General features: G+C 43.6%; 17 protein-coding genes and 1 other annotated feature. Of the genes, 3 read left to right on the forward strand and 14 right to left on the reverse strand.

What is annotated here, in order from left to right:
* From BQ7344_RS01985 to tyrS, 8 genes are all read right to left on the reverse strand, one after another.
* Entirely contained in the window at positions 1–786 is a 786-nt protein-coding gene (locus BQ7344_RS01985; protein ID WP_072521201.1) for a segregation and condensation protein A, read from the reverse strand.
* Positions 770–1624 (reverse strand): metallophosphoesterase, encoded by an 855-nt coding sequence (locus BQ7344_RS01990; RefSeq protein WP_072521202.1) that lies wholly within the window; start codon positions 1622–1624, stop codon positions 770–772. Before BQ7344_RS01990 ends, BQ7344_RS01985 begins: the two co-directional genes overlap by 17 nt.
* A gap of 20 nt (positions 1625–1644) precedes the next feature.
* A complete protein-coding gene (locus BQ7344_RS01995; protein WP_072521203.1) occupies positions 1645–2673 on the reverse strand; it encodes a molybdopterin-binding protein in 1029 nt (342 codons plus the stop codon).
* Positions 2674–2828: 155 nt separating this feature from the next.
* Entirely contained in the window at positions 2829–4013 is a 1185-nt protein-coding gene (locus BQ7344_RS02000; RefSeq protein ID WP_072521204.1) for a D-alanyl-D-alanine carboxypeptidase family protein, read from the reverse strand.
* A gap of 148 nt (positions 4014–4161) precedes the next feature.
* A complete protein-coding gene (gene cls / locus BQ7344_RS02005) occupies positions 4162–5724 on the reverse strand; it encodes a cardiolipin synthase (protein ID WP_072521205.1) in 1563 nt (520 codons plus the stop codon).
* Between the two features lie 101 nt (positions 5725–5825).
* On the reverse strand, positions 5826–6002 hold the full coding sequence (rpsU, locus tag BQ7344_RS02010; protein WP_004222305.1) for a 30S ribosomal protein S21: 177 nt from the start codon (positions 6000–6002) through the stop codon (positions 5826–5828).
* Positions 6003–6163: 161 nt separating this feature from the next.
* Positions 6164–8803, reverse strand: a complete 2640-nt coding sequence (gene alaS, locus BQ7344_RS02015; RefSeq protein ID WP_072521206.1) for an alanine--tRNA ligase — start codon at positions 8801–8803, stop codon at positions 6164–6166.
* 36 nt (positions 8804–8839) lie between these two features.
* Complete coding sequence (tyrS, locus tag BQ7344_RS02020) at positions 8840–10069, reverse strand: tyrosine--tRNA ligase (protein ID WP_072521207.1); 1230 nt, start codon at positions 10067–10069, stop codon at positions 8840–8842.
* A 39-nt stretch (positions 10070–10108) separates the two neighbouring features.
* Positions 10109–10328, reverse strand: a binding site (T-box leader).
* 134 nt (positions 10329–10462) lie between these two features.
* Between tyrS and BQ7344_RS02025 the strand changes: the two genes are divergently transcribed.
* From BQ7344_RS02025 to BQ7344_RS02040, 3 genes are all read left to right on the forward strand, one after another.
* Positions 10463–10735 (forward strand): hypothetical protein, encoded by a 273-nt coding sequence (locus BQ7344_RS02025; RefSeq protein WP_072521208.1) that lies wholly within the window; start codon positions 10463–10465, stop codon positions 10733–10735.
* Positions 10736–11060: 325 nt separating this feature from the next.
* Complete coding sequence (locus BQ7344_RS02035; RefSeq protein ID WP_083585464.1) at positions 11061–11396, forward strand: hypothetical protein; 336 nt, start codon at positions 11061–11063, stop codon at positions 11394–11396.
* 54 nt (positions 11397–11450) lie between these two features.
* On the forward strand, positions 11451–11735 hold the full coding sequence (locus tag BQ7344_RS02040) for a hypothetical protein (protein WP_072521210.1): 285 nt from the start codon (positions 11451–11453) through the stop codon (positions 11733–11735).
* Between the two features lie 29 nt (positions 11736–11764).
* Here the strand turns inward: BQ7344_RS02040 and pgsA are convergent, their stop codons facing one another.
* From pgsA to BQ7344_RS02070, 6 genes are all read right to left on the reverse strand, one after another.
* Entirely contained in the window at positions 11765–12304 is a 540-nt protein-coding gene (gene pgsA / locus BQ7344_RS02045; RefSeq protein ID WP_072521211.1) for a CDP-diacylglycerol--glycerol-3-phosphate 3-phosphatidyltransferase, read from the reverse strand.
* On the reverse strand, positions 12288–13625 hold the full coding sequence (rimO, locus tag BQ7344_RS02050) for a 30S ribosomal protein S12 methylthiotransferase RimO (protein ID WP_072521212.1): 1338 nt from the start codon (positions 13623–13625) through the stop codon (positions 12288–12290). The genes pgsA and rimO overlap by 17 nt, the downstream gene beginning before the upstream one ends.
* Before the next feature lie 80 nt (positions 13626–13705).
* Entirely contained in the window at positions 13706–14020 is a 315-nt protein-coding gene (gene rpoZ, locus BQ7344_RS02055; RefSeq protein ID WP_072521213.1) for a DNA-directed RNA polymerase subunit omega, read from the reverse strand.
* A gap of 1 nt (position 14021) precedes the next feature.
* On the reverse strand, positions 14022–14654 hold the full coding sequence (gene gmk / locus BQ7344_RS02060; RefSeq protein ID WP_072521214.1) for a guanylate kinase: 633 nt from the start codon (positions 14652–14654) through the stop codon (positions 14022–14024).
* Positions 14647–14919 carry a DUF370 domain-containing protein gene (locus BQ7344_RS02065; RefSeq protein WP_072521215.1) on the reverse strand — a complete coding sequence of 91 codons (273 nt, stop codon included), beginning with the start codon at positions 14917–14919 and terminating at the stop codon, positions 14647–14649. Before BQ7344_RS02065 ends, gmk begins: the two co-directional genes overlap by 8 nt.
* Positions 14920–14935: 16 nt before the next feature.
* Positions 14936–15814, reverse strand: a complete 879-nt coding sequence (locus BQ7344_RS02070; protein WP_072521216.1) for a YicC/YloC family endoribonuclease — start codon at positions 15812–15814, stop codon at positions 14936–14938.
* Between the last annotated feature and the right edge of the window lie 5 nt (positions 15815–15819).

Genomic DNA, 15819 nt, shown 5'->3' on the forward strand with positions numbered 1-15819 from the left:
TTATTCGTCGGCAAATTCTGTCAGATGCATCCAGGTATCCGGCTCCTGTACGACATCTACCTGAATATCATCAAAAAGTTCTTCCTGACGAATATGAATATATCCCATTTTCATAAGTTCCAGAATGGACAGGAAGGTTACAATCACCTGCACACGGGAAGACTGTTTGGTCAGAAGCTGGCGAAAACTAAATTTACGATGCTGTGCGGCGTAAGTTTTCATGGAGAGCATTTTGTCTGAAAGACTGACTTCTTCCTTTTCAATGGTGCCGAATTTGCTTCGGATCGGGTCTATTTTAGCCTCCTGTCGTTTCAGGATAGACTGATAAATGCTGTTCAGTTTTTGGAGGGTCAGACCTTCAAGAAGCTCTGAAGGATCCACCGGTTCTTTGTATTTCAGTACTTCATCCGGAAGATCGGGAGTTCTGAAATACACACCGGCTGCATTGTCCATATAATCTTTAAGTTCATAGGACATGTACTTGTACATCTTATATTCAAGAAGCTTCTGGACAAGTTCTTCTCGCGGATCTTCCTCTTCTCCCTCATCATTGATTTCCTTCGGAAGGAGCATTTTGCATTTGATGTCAAGCAGGGTTGCTGCCATGACCATAAATTCACTCATGGTGCCAAGGTCTTCTTTTTCCATGGAGTGCAGATACTCCATATACTGATCGGTGATTTCTACGATCGGGATGTCATATATATCAATTTTGTTTTTTTCGATGAGGTGAAGGAGAAGGTCAAGCGGTCCTTCAAATACATTGATTTTAACGGGAATTGCCATTTCCGTGTACCTTTCTGTTTTTGTGTGGATGCCCGGTGTGCTTCCGGGCAGGAACAAGATCAACAAGAATCAGTTCCCGTGGGTTATGGATGCGGACCGGAATCGTGTGTTCTCCAAGTCCGGCACTGACTATCATGTGCTGACTGCCTCTGGTAAATTTACCGCAGCAGTAAGGCGGAAGGAAAAGATACTGTGGGCAGGTAAGTCCATGGTTTTCATTAAGACGAAGAATTCCTCCGTGATAATGACCGGATAGTATCAGATCGGCACCCCATGAAAAATACGTATTACCGTATTTGGGATTGTGCGCAAGCAGTACATTAACTCCCGGCTGCGAAGGCATAGCGATGAGTTCCTCCATAGTGGTAAGACTGAGGGAGGGGGAATTGGGCTTGTGATAATATTCGATTGGAAGTTCGAGCCCGTGAAAAACAAAGTCACTGCCCTGAAGTTCAACTGCCATATGTTCGTTGTGCAAAAAACAGATCCCGGCGCTGGTCAGCAGTTTTTCATAATTCAGATAAAAGTTCCTGGTTTCCGGATTAAGATACATCTTGTATTCATGATTGCCAAGCACATAAAAAACAGGAGCAATCTCGCACAGACGCAAAAAAAGCCCTGCTGCTGCTTCGAGAGTTTCCGTCGATCCGTGAACGACCATGTCGCCCACGACAAGGATGGCATCTGGGTTTGCATCGATGATTGCTTTGTACAGTGTCTGATGATTTTTGCCAAATACAAGCCCGTGCAGATCAGCAAGGACTGCAAAAGTAACTTTACGATGTCCGGTAAGTCCGGCACAGGATATGCTATATGTGCGTGTTCTGAATGTTTTCATGTATCTCCTCTGTTAAAAAATTATTTACCGAATCCACAGGCCGGAAAAGTACAGACATCACAGTTCAGGCAAAGGCCGCCTTCTCCATAGGCACAGATTTCGTCTGCACGAACGGGATCATCCGCCATGATCCGTGGAAGGATCAGATCAAAAACAGTTCTGCGGGCATACATGACACAGCCAGGAAGTCCGATGATCGGAATGGTTCTGCCATCCTTGTGATAATATGCCAGCAGTAACATGGCACCCGGAAGTACCGGTGCTCCGTAGGTGACGATATCAGCGCCGGTATCTTTAATGGCACCCGGGGTGCGGTCATCAGGATCTACGCTCATACCTCCACTACACAGAACCAGATCAGCGCCCGCTTCGATAAAATGAAGAATATCAGAAGTAATCGTCTGGCGGTCGTCACCCGGCAGAGTCTGCCCGATCATCTGGCAGTTGTATTCGGAGAGTTTCTCTTTCAGTACCGGAGTAAAAGTATCTTTGATCAGACCCTTTTGTACTTCACTTCCGGTTGTAACGATACCGGCTTTTTTTGTATGAAAAGGAAGCAGGGAAAAAATCGACTCTTCGCCTGCCGCTTCTACTGCCCGATCCATTTTTCCCTTTTCAATGACAAGTGGAATAATTCGTGTACCGGCAATTTTGGCACCTTTTTTTACCGGGAAATCACCATGTCTTGAAGCAATCATCATTTCGCCGAGACTGTTGACCGCTATAAGTGCATCTCGTCGAATTTTGAGAAGTCCATCGCAGTCTGCAATCAGTTCGATTTTACCTTCTTTGATATCACTTCCGTGCATGTGGGAATCGGCGCAGATGCGGTACAAAATCTCCGCGGCTTCATTCTCATGGAGAACACCCTCCTGCTTTTCCCATACATAGAGATGTTCCTTTCCTACAGAAAGAAGAAGTGGAATATCTTCTTCTTTTACGATGTGGCCTTTTTTGAAGAGAACACCTTTCTTTTCGTCTTTGATGATCTGTGTAATGTCATGACATAATACATGCCCCACAGCATTTTCAGTTTTGATTTCTTTCATTTGTTCTGCATGCTCCTGTCTTCAGATGATCTGCTGAATAACCATTTAGATTTTATTATACCTCGTATGCCATAATCTTGTCAAAATATTTCCGCGTGCACGAGATGCTGTCTGAAACAGCGTTACAGCCCGCTTCGTTCACAGTAACGAAACAGCTACAGACAGAAGGCATCAAAGGTTTGTAAAAGGCAGTCTGAAAAGCGCAAACGTGCAACAGATTCTGCATATAGTATCGGGATTCGACCGAGTTCCTGTCCGTTTCGGGGATGAAGATAGATTATCTCTCCTGCTTTACTGTCGGCGCTAAGAGGTGCCTCAGCCTTATCGGGAAGTTTAAGCTCTTTCCCCGGCGTTGTTATTTTTTCTCCATCTGTACTTACATATCGAAATGTATCTGCATACTTTAAGGACACTTTGGAAGAAATTCCCTTTTGTACTGTAATTTCCGGGAGAGGATCCGGCTGCTCATCAATATACAGACTGCAGCGGGCAAAACCGTAATCCAGAAGAGATGCGGCATCTTTTAACCTTGCTTTATAATCCGGAGCAGCCATTACAATGGAAAGAAGGGAAAGTCCGCCGCGTTCTGCCACTGCTGAAAGACAAAATTTTGCTTTGCTGGTGCTGCCTGTTTTGAGCCCCTTGCATCCCGGATATGTACGGATCAGACGATTGGTATTTGTAAGACCGAATTCCTTTGTTCCTTGTGCAGTAACGTGGGTGATGTTTTCCATCCAGATTGAGGAATATTCAAAAATCTGAGGATGATTTCGAATCAGTTCTCGGCTCATAAGCGCAATATCATAGGCTGTTGTATAATGGGCATCAGAATCAGTCAGACCACAACAGTCGGCAAAATGTGTGTTTTTCATACCAAGTTCCAAAGCGCGCTGATTCATTCGGTCCACAAAGCTCTGCTCACTCCCTGCAATATGTTCTGCCATTGCAACACTGGCATCATTCCCGGAAGCAATGACAATGCATTTGATCATGGTCTCAACGTTTTGCTGTTCGCCCTCTTCAAGAAAGACCTGTGATCCACCCATAGATTTTGCATGTGCGCTTGTGGTGACTATATCGTCCAGAGACAATTTTCCGGATTCGAGTTGTTCAAAAATCAGAAGTAATGTCATGACTTTTGTGACGCTCGCCGGACTTCTTCTGGTATTACTGTCCTTTTCATAAAGGATTTTGCCTGTTTCGACTTCCATCAGAATTCCGCTGGCTGCTGAAATTTCAAGGGAAGTATTTTCGGTTTCTGCTAAGACGGGAAATATTGTTCCCAGAATCATACAGATAGTCAATAGAATTCCTGTGATCCGCAGTTGTTTTCTTTTCATAGTGACCTCACAAAATTCTGCTTGTTATTATTGTAGGGACAGCTTATAAAAAATATGCCTTTTATATAGGGATGAATAAACAAAAACAGAACATCTTCCATGAGAAATATACTTCATGAAAAATATTCTGCAATTATTTCCTGACTGATCAGAGTAAAGGGGCAAAAAGCCGTAAGATGCTCTGAAATGCCCGGACAACAATATTTCTGTTCTTACAGAAGTCAATGCTGATCGGATCACAGTATTTTAAAGTTTGGTTAAAATCATCAAGGATATCCTGAATGACTTTGTTCTTATAGAACCATACCCCATTTTCGAAATGGAGATACAGACTTCGATAATCCAGGTTGATTGTTCCTACGACTGCTATCTCATCGTCACACACAAAAGATTTTGCATGCAGAAAACCAGGCTGGTATTCATAGATGCGGACGCCTGCTTCCAGAAGCTGCTCATAATAAGACTGCGTGAGTAAAAAGACCATCTTCTTATCAGGAATTCCAGGTGTCATAATGCGGACATCCACGCCGCTTTTGGCAGCAAGGCAGAGCGCTGTCATCATTTCATTATCAATAATCAGGTAAGGGGTACAGATATAGACATATTTACGTGCACGGTTAATGATGTTCAGATAAACATTCTCACCTACGATTTCTCCATCCAGAGGGGTATCACTGTATGGCTGCACAAATCCATTGCCTGCAAATGGCTCCTGATGAAACCTGTGCGGCATGTGTATTTCATGATCAATCGGTTCGCTGGAATTGTTGATCACATTCCACATATGCAAAAACATGACAGTCATATTCCAGACAGCCTCTCCCTTTAACATGACAGCAGTATCTTTCCAGTGACCGAAACGCTTCTTCTGATTAATATATTCATCGGCAAGGTTGATTCCGCCGGTAAAACCGGTATGTCCATCAATGACGCAGATCTTGCGGTGATCACGGTTATTCTGTACGATATTGAGCAGAGGGCGGAATGGATTAAATATCCGACACTGAATGCCTTTTTCTTTCAGAAAACGGTCGTAATGATATGGTAAAGTGGTCAGACAGCCGAAACCGTCATAAATCAGACGGACATCAACTCCTTCTGATGCCTTGCGTTCCAGTATATCAAGAATCGTACGCCACATTACGCCATCGTTGATGATGAAGTATTCAATATAAATATAATGCTGTGCCTGTTCAAGTTCGCGGACAAGAACAGGAAACATATCATCTCCCACCTGAAAATACTCTGCGGTAGTATTTTCGTGTACCGGGAAACTGGAATATCGGAGAATGTAGTTGGACTGTACTGCAGCAGACAGTGAATCAGCTTCCAGATGTCTGATTGTTTCTTTTTTAGACTCCATAAACGGAATGCTTTCTTTCTGTACCTGAGCATATTTATTCTGAATTGCCTGAGCGATTCGTGATTTACCAAACAGAAGATACAGCATAACGCCGAAAACAGGGGAAACGAGAATCAGGATCGTCCATCCGAGTTTGTAGGACGGATTGATTTTTTTGTTTACGATCCAGAGCACAACTAAAACACTGATGATAGCAATCGCGTTTGAAATATATTTAGAATATGCTGCCAGTCTCCAGACGGTGATCATCAGCCATGCGAGCTGAAGCATCAGGGCGACGGCAACATAGAAAATTCGATTGAATAATAACTGTAAAATTTTCTTGAAGGTATGAATAATTCGATGCATATAATTCCCTTTAGTTTACTTATACAGTATTGTTAAATAGGTGACGATTGATAATCTTAAAAATCCCTGACGGAATTGTCGTCAGGGATTTTTGCGCACAATTAATTATATTTACGTTTTCTTGCGGCTTCAGATTTTTTCTTACGACGAACGCTTGGTTTCTCGTAATGCTCTCTCTTGCGGATTTCCTGCTGGATACCTGCTTTTGCACAGCTTCTCTTGAATCTGCGAAGAGCGCTATCTAAAGTCTCGTTTTCTTTTACGATAACGTTTGACATAGACTCACACCTAACCTCCCTCCAGTTGTAGATTGTGCTAAAATACAACTGTCTGGGTATTTTTCTTGCACGAGTATTATTATATAACATAGCTGTGACATTCGTCAACATTTTTTGGCTAAATTTAGGAAAAAATTATTTTGCCGAAAAATGCATGATTTTTAGTGAATCTGCTGTTCCAGAATTCCGGCTGCTGCGTCGATTGCTTCCTGAGCTTTTTCAGGATTTTTACCGCCGGCCTGTGCCATGTTCGGACGACCGCCGCCGCCACCGCCTACGATTGCCGCAACACCTTTGATCAGGTTACCGGCATGTGCTCCGGCTTTCTGTGCTGCATCAGTAGCCATTGCAAGAAGATTTACTTTACCTCCGTTTACAGCTGCGAGGACAACAACACCTTCTCCGATCTTTTCTTTGAGCTGATCACCGAGATCACGAAGTCCGTTCATGTCAATGCCTTCTACCCTGGATGCGAGGAGTTTTACTCCTTTGACATCTACGATCTGGTTCATGACATCGCCGAGAGATCCCTGAGCAAGTTTACTTTTGAGGGATTCGTTTTCACTCTGGAGAGCTTTGACATCTGCCTGAAGATGTGCAATTTTTTCTGCAACTTCTGCCGGCTGTGCCTTGAGGGCTTTGGCCGCTTCATGGAGCATGGCTTCCTGTTTCTTATAGTATTCGATAACACCGTTACCTGTCAGTGCTTCGATACGACGTACACCGGCTGCAACACCAGCCTCAGATACGATTTTGAAGAGCATGATGGAGCTTGTATTTTTTACATGTGTACCACCGCAAAGCTCTCTGGAGAAGTCTCCCATGGATACAACACGTACCTTCTGGTCATATTTCTCACCGAACAGTGCCATAGCACCGGATTTTTTGGCTTCTTCGATATCCATAATGTTTGTCTCAACAGGGAGAGCTGCCTGGATCTCTTTGTTTACAAGAGCTTCTGCTTCTGCAATTTCATCAGGAGTCATTGCCTGGAAATGCGCAAAGTCAAAACGAAGTCTGTCCGGTGTTACCAGAGAACCTTTCTGTTCTACATGAGAGCCAAGGACAGTTTTGAGCGCCTTCTGAAGAAGATGTGTTGCGCTGTGGTTTTTCTCTGTATCACGACGAGCCTGCTCATTGACTTTAAGGGAAACGGTTTCTCCTGTGGAGAGCATTCCGGATTCCATATATCCGACATGACCGAATTTGCCGCCGCGAAGTTTGATTGTATCTTCTACTACAAATTTGCCGTTTGCAGTCTCAATCACGCCACAGTCACCTTCCTGACCGCCCATGGTAGCATAGAATGGTGTTCCTTTTACAAATACAGTTCCCTTCTGGCCTTCCATCAGTGAGGTAACGATTTCTTTTTCTGTGGTAAGAACAGTAATCTCTGAATCGTAGGTAAGGTGATCATATCCTTCGAATTCTGTAGTTACGTTGACATCAATCTCATCATATACAGTAGCATCTGCACCCATGTAGTTAGTTACTTCACGAGAAGTACGCGCTTTGACTCTCTGCTCTTCCATTGCTTTCTGGAAACCATCTTCATCAATGGTATATCCCTTTTCTTCAAGAATCTCTTTAGTGAGATCAAGCGGGAATCCGTAAGTATCATAAAGTTTGAATGCATTTTCACCGGAAAGAGTTTTTTCTCCGGCTGCTTTCATCTCTTCTTCCATGTCACCAAGGATGCGAAGACCCTGATCAATTGTTTTGTTAAACTGATTCTCTTCGTTAGTCAGGACTTTGAAGATGAATTCTTTCTTTTCTTCCAGCTCCGGATAGCCGGCTTTGGATCCGTTGATTACTTCCTCACTGAGTTTTGCAAGGAAAGGTCCCTTGATTCCCAGAAGACGTCCATGACGTGCTGCACGGCGGATCAGACGGCGGAGTACATATCCACGACCTTCATTGGTTGGCATGATACCATCGGAGATCATAAATGTAGCGGAACGGATATGGTCTGTGATCAGACGGATGGATACGTCATCCTGATAATTCTTTTCGTATTCTTTGCCGGAAATTTCACAGACAAGGTTACGAAGGGCACAGATTGTATCTACGTCAAAGATAGAATCAACGTCCTGAACAATAACTGCCAGGCGCTCCAGGCCCATACCTGTATCGATATTTTTCTGTTTCAGTGTGGTATAGTTGCCATTTCCGTCGTTTTCAAACTGGGTAAATACGTTGTTCCATACTTCCATGTAACGGTCACAGTCACAGCCTACTGTACAGCCTGGTTTACCGCATCCGTATTTTTCTCCACGGTCATAATAAATCTCAGAGCATGGACCGCAAGGACCTGCGCCATGCTCCCAGAAATTGTCTTCTTTGCCGAAACGGAAGATTCGCTCAGCCGGGATGCCGACTTCTTTGTTCCAGATGTCGAATGCTTCGTCATCATCCTGGTATACAGAAGGATACAGTCTGTCAGCATCGAGACCAACTACTTCTGTCAGGAATTCCCAGGACCAGTGGATTGCTTCAGTCTTAAAGTAATCACCAAAAGAGAAGTTACCGAGCATTTCAAAGAATGTACCATGACGTGCGGTTTTACCGACGTTTTCGATGTCACCGGTACGGATGCACTTCTGGCATGTGGTGACTCTTGTTCTTGGCGGAATCTCTGCACCTGTAAAATATGGTTTCAGCGGAGCCATACCTGCGTTGATCAGCAGAAGGCTCTTATCTCCCTGTGGTACCAGAGAGAAGCTTTTCATTACGAGATGTCCTTTACTCTCCATAAAATCAAGGAACATCTGACGAAGTTCGTTTACTCCGTATTTCTTCATGATTATTTCCTCCTAAAAGTATTTTGTAGCAAATACTTATTTAACATAAACTTTGTTGAATTTCTTTTTGCCTCGTTTGAGGACAACACCATCACCTGCAAGGCTGTCTTTTGCTACAGTATGTTTGATGTCAGTAATCTTCTCACCATCGATGGAAACTCCACCCTGCTCAATCGCACGACGTCCCTCAGAACGTGTCGGAACAAGCCCAGCTTTGATCAGCATAGTGATCAGATCAATAGTATCATCTTCTGTGAAATCCTCTTCTGTAAGCTCTGTGCTGGGCATATGTGCTGTGTCAGCTCCGCCGGAGAACAGTACTCTCGCACCTTCCTGTGCCTTCTTGGCTTCTTCTTCACCATGTACAAGATTGGTCAGTTCATAAGCAAGAATTTCTTTTGCTTTATTTAACTGGCTGCCTTCCCAGGTTGCCATCTCATCAATCTGTTCAAGCGGAAGGAATGTAAGAAGACGCATACATTTGATAACATCTGCATCGTCAACATTCCTCCAGTACTGATAGAAATCAAACGGAGAAGTCTTATTCGGATCCAGCCATACGGCACCGGACTGTGTCTTGCCCATCTTCTTGCCTTCAGAATTCAGAAGCAGGGTGATGGTCATTGCATATGCATCTTTGCCGAGTTTACGACGAATCAGTTCTGTACCACCGAGCATATTGCTCCACTGGTCATCACCACCGAACTGCATATTGCAGCCATATTTCTGATATAACATATAGAAGTCATAGCTCTGCATGATCATGTAGTTAAATTCAAGGAAGCTTAAACCTCTTTCCATACGCTGTTTGTAGCATTCGGCTGTCAGCATACGGTTTACTGAAAAATGCGCACCTACATCACGAAGCATATCAACATAGTTCAGATTCAGAAGCCAGTCAGCGTTGTTGACCATCAGAGCTTTGCCGTCAGAAAAATCGATGAAACGGGACATCTGTTTCTTGAAGCAGTCAATGTTGTGCTGGATGGTTTCTTTGGTCATCATCTGACGCATATCTGTTCTTCCGGACGGGTCACCGATCATACCTGTACCACCGCCGAGAAGTGCAATCGGGCGGTTGCCTGCCATCTGAAGACGTTTCATCAGGCAGAGTGCCATGAAATGTCCTACATGAAGGCTGTCTGCGGTAGGGTCAAAGCCGATATAGAAAGTAGCTTTGCCGTTGTTTACCATTTCTTTGATTTCATCTTCGTCTGTTACCTGGGCAATCAGGCCTCGCGCCTTAAGTTCTTCCCATACTGTCATAATTCAATTCCTCCTGTATAAAAAGCCCGGTTCCTGTCCGCTTAGGACGAGAACCGGGTCCCGTGATACCACCTAAATTCGCAGGAAAAGATTCCCACCTCATTGAGCACGATAACGAGTGCCGATCCGTCGCAGCCTACTGAAAAAATTCGGTGCGAAGCTCCGGGATGTATTCACAAAAGTTCTGCACGCGCCTCTCACCATCCGGCAACTCTCTGTGTGTGTTCCTTATGCTACTTCTTCCCTTCAAAGCCTATGTAATATACTTCTAAAAGTATACAAAGTGAAAAAATGTTTGTCAAGGGTGATTTTGGCATTTGAAGGAAAAGACAGTCACACATAGATGTCTCTCTTCATAATATGAAGTGTGAACAAAATCTGGAGGATTTTACCATGAGTGATTTAGCTGCTACAAACTGTGGATGCGGAAATGACGGCTGTGGTTGCAACAATAACTGTGGATGTGGATGCGGTAATGGAAACAGTCTTTTCGGAGATAATTCCTGTAGCTGTATTCTCTGGATCATCTGCCTGATGTGTCTCTGTGGAAACAATGGCTGTGGAAATGGCTGTGGCTGCGGTAATGATTCATGCTGGATCATCATTGTACTGCTCCTGCTCTGCGGTGGCGGATGTGGATGTGGAAACAACGGCTGTGGCTGCTGAAATCCAATGCCGGGCAGAGGTTAATCCCTCTGCCTTTTTTGCATTGTATATCGAGGCTTCACCGGTGGCGTGCCTTTTGATTGGTGTTGGTGTTCCTGGTCCGACCGCTCTTTTTGGGGCTTTTGCTTCTGATTCTGCTTTTTTTGTATACACTGCAGATCTATTTCATAAAAAGAATTGCCATCTATGACAAGCCGTTCATTTTTTGAAGTGTCCATATCATTCTGCCTTTCTAAAGGAAGTCTAATTTATCATATGTCAAAACAGCGTGGCCGGACATAAAATATTAAGCAAAAGCATATAGTTTCGAAAAAGGAGGCGTTTGATGGAAATGGAACAGGGTGTAATTTCTCAGACAGCTCTGGATCAGCTTGTATGCAGTGAACAGTCTCAGATGCTGAAAGCATTAATACCATATACTTCCTCCAAAAGTCAGCAGTTTCTTGCATTGTATGCCAAGCTCACGGAATTGCAGAATACACTCGCACTGTTTCGTGGCGCGCAGAATGACGTGCAGATCTGCAGCATGAAAGAAAAAACAGATCCTTTGGAGATGCTGGAGGATATTCGACAATTCAGTTACGGAAAAAGCCGTCAACAGCTTAACCAGATCAAAGATATGCTTGTAATGCTGCAATTATTAAAAACGATCAGTGAGTAAAAAGAATTCATATAAGAAATAAAAGATTCCTGATATTTATAGAAAGGTAAAAATATGGCCGAAAACAGAAATGAAGACTGGAAGAAGGATCCAAAACTTGAAGATATTGATGCCGCAAAACTGGATATGCTTCAGAAACTCGCAGAAAAAGGAAGCGGAAAATCCGCTTCCGATATGCTTCCTTTTCTTATGAGTGCCGCTGCCTCCGGTAAGAAGAATGGACTCAATTTTTCACAAAATGAAATCTCTGCCGTTCTCGAAGTGATGAAGACCGGAAAATCTCCGCAGGAAATAGCCAAAATTGACAAAATCGTTAACCTTATGCGAATGATCCGCTGACAGATTTTATCATTGTATTTTTGATTGTATTACTCCTGCATGGAGAGAACAGATTTGTTCTGCCAGATATATGTGACCAGTGAAATAATGGTCAGTGCAAGTGACAGCCAGATAAAGATCTGTTCCAGTATAACGAAGATTCCGCCAAAGTGAAGAATCAGTAAAATGATCATGATCATCTGGGAGACAGTTTTGAACTTGCCCCAGTAGTTTGCTGCAATTACAATGCCGTTTTCGGCTGCAATCAGACGGAATCCGCTGATGATAAATTCACGGCCGATAATGATGATTACAAACCATGCCGGCAGGCGGTTAAGTTCGATCATGCAAATCATCGCAGAGCAGACAAGAAGTTTATCCGCAAGAGGATCCATAAATTTACCAAAATTTGTAACAAGATTATTTTTGCGTGCCAGATATCCGTCAAACCAGTCGGTAACGCTGGCACCTACAAATAATGCAAGTGAGATGTAACGGTTTGCATCACCGCCCCATCCGGTAAGAAGAAAAACAACAAGGAACGGAACGATAATCATTCTGGCAACTGTAAGTTTATTTGGTGTATTCATCAGTCAACTCTCCTATCAAATCGTATTCCAAAGCTCCTGTAACGGTTACTTTTGCAAAATCACCGGTAACAAGCAATTCTCCTGTCTGTACAAATATATATCCGTCTACTTTCGGGGCGTCCCCATAAGTACGGCCAATATAAGCGCTTTCACCGGAAACTTTTCCTTCAATCATAACCAGAACTTCCTGTCCGATACGGTCATTTCCTTTATCGAAGGAAATTTCCTGCTGAAGCTCCATGATCTCGTCACGGCGTGCTTCTTTTACTTCTTCGGGAACCTGACCTTCCATAGTCTCGGCAGGTGTACCTTCTTCCGGGGAATACGTAAATACACCCAGACGGTCAAATTCAATCTCATCAACAAATTCCATAAGTTCCTGATGATCTTCTTCTGTTTCACCCGGGAAGCCGGTAATCAGGGAAGTACGGAGCACAATATCCGGAATTTCGTGGCGAAGTTTGGTGATGATATCAATAAGCTGCTGTTTAGAAGTACGGCGCCCCATGCGGCGAAGAATTTTGTCACTTGCATGCTGAATCGGAAGATCCAGATAATGACAGATCTTAGGCTCTTCTTTCATAACCTGAATCAGCTCGTCGTAAATTTCCTCCGGATAGCAGTAAAGCACCCGAATCCATCGGATTCCCTTGATCTGACAGAGTTTCTTAAGAAGCAGGTGCAGAGTTTTTCTGCCGTAAAGGTCTGTGCCATATACGGTGGTTTCCTGTGCTACCAGAATCAGCTCCCTGACACCCTGAGATGCCATATATTCGGCCTGTTTCAGAAGGCGTTCTTCCGGTACGCTGCGGAATTTGCCACGAAGGGAAGGGATAATGCAGTAAGTACAGTGCTTATCACAGCCTTCGGCAATCTTGAGGTAGCCGAAATGTCCTCCCGTGGTGATTACTCTGCGGCCGCAGTCTTCCGGGAGTTCATTGATATCGCGGAATTCCTGGAAGATATTACCTGCCTGCACTTCGTTTAAAGCCTTGACGATATCTCCATAGGAAGTTGTTCCGAGTACGGCATCAACTTCCGGAATTTCCTGTATGATTTCCTCTTTGTATCGTTGTGCCATACATCCTGTTACAATCAAAACCTTACAGATTCCGGATTTTTTATATTCTGCCATTTCAAGGATGGTGTTGACGCTCTCTTCTTTGGCGTCATGAATAAAACAACATGTGTTAATGACAATGGCATCGGCTTCCTCTTCGGAATCGACAATTTCGTGTCCGTTTGCTGTGAGCAGTCCAAGCATTTCTTCAGAATCAGCAAGGTTTTTGTCACAACCCAGTGATATAAATAATATTTTCATAAAATCTCCTGACAATACATAATCAGAAGACGAACGCCTTCTGATCATGGGTTTTAACTGATATAAATATTAGACAAACCTTACTCGTTATCGTCAACAGGCGTTTCTTCAACTGTTTCCGGTGCTTCTTCTGTTGCCGGAGCAGTTGTTTCTTCATCGCTTTCAGCGGCAACGATTTTTACTTCCCCTTTATAAAGTTCATCAATAGCAACGGAGAGAGGTTTTTTATCAGCAGCATTCGGTACAAGCGGTTCTGCACCCGCAATGAGCTGTCTTGCTCTTTTGCTGGTTGCAAGTACCAGAGAATAACGGCTGTTCAGCATCATGGTGTTATCGTCTTCCTCTGCGTTATTATTAATTGCCTGAATAAGTTCTGAATATGATGGATGTAACATCTTATTTATCTCCTTTCATAAAGATCCGAGCTTCCTGCTGGATCGTGTTGATGAATTCTTCATTGCGCTGTGCCTTTGCACGTTCGCTTAAAATAATCTGGTGAAGACGGTCTACACAGTCTTCCACCTGATCATTGACTAAAATATAATCATAAGAAGGCATTCCTTCAGCTTCTTCTGATGCACGTTTGAGACGGGACTCGATTACATCGGCAGTTTCAGTACCACGTCCTACAAGACGATTGCGGAGCTCTTCAAAACTCGGTGGTGTAACAAAGACCAGAACAGCCTCCTGATTCTTTGCTTTGATCTGCATAGCTCCCTGAATCTCAATCTCAAGAATCACGTTTTTGCCTTTGGCAAGCATTTCTTCTACATAAAAACGAGGAGTACCATAATAATTGTCTACATATCTGGCGTACTCGAGAAATTCATCATTCTCGATCATGGCTTCTACTTCTTCTTTTGTTTTAAAGAAGTATTCGATGCCATCCCGTTCTCCTTCACGGGGGTTTCTCGTAGTAACAGAGATTGATAATGCATAATCATCATATTTCTGTATAAGACGTTTCATAACGGTACCTTTGCCGGCTCCCGAGAAGCCGGAAACAACTGTTAAAACACCTTTACTCATGCTCATCTTCCTTTTCTTCGTAATCATATGCTTCTGCAAAACGTCTGGCAATCGTTTCAGGCTGTAGTGCAGAAAGGACAAGGTAATCATCGGAAGTTACAATAACTGCTTTTGTCTTACGTCCCTGTGTTGCATCGATCAGTTCCCGTGTACCCTTGATGCTCTGGATCATCCGTTTTACCGGGGCAGCATCCGGACTTACAACCGCAACGATCTTGCGGGAATTTACGACATTTCCAAATCCGATGTTGATCAGTTTAGCCAAAACTCCCCTGCCTCCGTTATTCTATATTCTGAATCTGTTCGCGAATCTTTTCGATTTCTGTTTTCAGATCAATTGCAATGTCCGAAACTTCGAGGTCACTGGATTTGGAGAGAATCGTATTGGCCTCGCGGTTCATTTCCTGAGCCATAAAATCCATCTTACGTCCAACACCTTCTTTTTCTTCGAGAATCTTCTGCATTCCGTGAATATGGCTGTGCAGACGAACCGTTTCTTCATCATTACAGATCTTATCGGAAAAAAGAACAACTTCCGCTGCGATGCGATTGTCGTCAATCTGTGAATCTTCAAGAAGCTCGTGTACCTTCTGTTCCAGCTTCTCACGATATTCCTGAACAACTTTCGGTGAGCGTTCTTCTACTCGGTTTACCTTTTCATCCAGACCTGCGAGCTTGTCAAGAAGATCTTCTTTCAGATGTTGTCCCTCTCTGGTCCGTGTCTCAACAAAACGAACACAGGCTTCGTTAAGTGGTTCTTCGAGAAGTTTCCATAACTGTTCTTCATCCACAGACTGTTCTTCCATGGTCAAAACTTCAGGATATCTGGACAAGGTGGTCGCGCGGACATCATTTTCAAGATGAAACTCTTCTGCCATCTGATTCAGATAAGAAAGATATTCTGCGGCCAGTTCTTTATTGTATTTGAGTGTGTAATCATTTGAAGTATAATCTTCATAAGTAATGAATACATCTACCTTACCGCGCTGCATATACTGCTTCATAAGATTACGTACCTGACCCTCCAGCATATTGAAACGCCGTGGCATTTTAATATTCAGATCCAGGTACCTGTGATTGACAGATTTCATTTCTACCGTAATACGGCACTGTTCTGTCACTTTTTCTGCATGGCCGAAGCCTGTCATACTTTTTATCATAAGTT

Source organism: Blautia sp. Marseille-P3087 (assembly GCF_900120195.1).
Lineage (GTDB): Bacteria > Bacillota > Clostridia > Lachnospirales > Lachnospiraceae > Blautia_A.

Excerpts from the sequence above, each read along its gene's own strand:
- BQ7344_RS01985 (WP_072521201.1), bottom strand. The coding sequence starts at position 786 with ATGGCAATTCCCGTTAAAATCAATGTATTTGAAGGACCGCTTGACCTT.
- BQ7344_RS01990 (WP_072521202.1), bottom strand. The coding sequence starts at position 1,624 with ATGAAAACATTCAGAACACGCACATATAGCATATCCTGTGCCGGACTT.
- BQ7344_RS01995 (WP_072521203.1), bottom strand. The coding sequence starts at position 2,673 with ATGAAAGAAATCAAAACTGAAAATGCTGTGGGGCATGTATTATGTCAT.
- BQ7344_RS02000 (WP_072521204.1), bottom strand. The coding sequence starts at position 4,013 with ATGAAAAGAAAACAACTGCGGATCACAGGAATTCTATTGACTATCTGT.
- cls (WP_072521205.1), bottom strand. The coding sequence starts at position 5,724 with ATGCATCGAATTATTCATACCTTCAAGAAAATTTTACAGTTATTATTC.
- rpsU (WP_004222305.1), bottom strand. The coding sequence starts at position 6,002 with ATGTCAAACGTTATCGTAAAAGAAAACGAGACTTTAGATAGCGCTCTT.
- alaS (WP_072521206.1), bottom strand. The coding sequence starts at position 8,803 with ATGAAGAAATACGGAGTAAACGAACTTCGTCAGATGTTCCTTGATTTT.
- tyrS (WP_072521207.1), bottom strand. The coding sequence starts at position 10,069 with ATGACAGTATGGGAAGAACTTAAGGCGCGAGGCCTGATTGCCCAGGTA.
- BQ7344_RS02025 (WP_072521208.1), top strand. The coding sequence starts at position 10,463 with ATGAGTGATTTAGCTGCTACAAACTGTGGATGCGGAAATGACGGCTGT.
- BQ7344_RS02035 (WP_083585464.1), top strand. The coding sequence starts at position 11,061 with ATGGAAATGGAACAGGGTGTAATTTCTCAGACAGCTCTGGATCAGCTT.
- BQ7344_RS02040 (WP_072521210.1), top strand. The coding sequence starts at position 11,451 with ATGGCCGAAAACAGAAATGAAGACTGGAAGAAGGATCCAAAACTTGAA.
- pgsA (WP_072521211.1), bottom strand. The coding sequence starts at position 12,304 with ATGAATACACCAAATAAACTTACAGTTGCCAGAATGATTATCGTTCCG.
- rimO (WP_072521212.1), bottom strand. The coding sequence starts at position 13,625 with ATGAAAATATTATTTATATCACTGGGTTGTGACAAAAACCTTGCTGAT.
- rpoZ (WP_072521213.1), bottom strand. The coding sequence starts at position 14,020 with ATGTTACATCCATCATATTCAGAACTTATTCAGGCAATTAATAATAAC.
- gmk (WP_072521214.1), bottom strand. The coding sequence starts at position 14,654 with ATGAGTAAAGGTGTTTTAACAGTTGTTTCCGGCTTCTCGGGAGCCGGC.
- BQ7344_RS02070 (WP_072521216.1), bottom strand. The coding sequence starts at position 15,814 with ATGATAAAAAGTATGACAGGCTTCGGCCATGCAGAAAAAGTGACAGAA.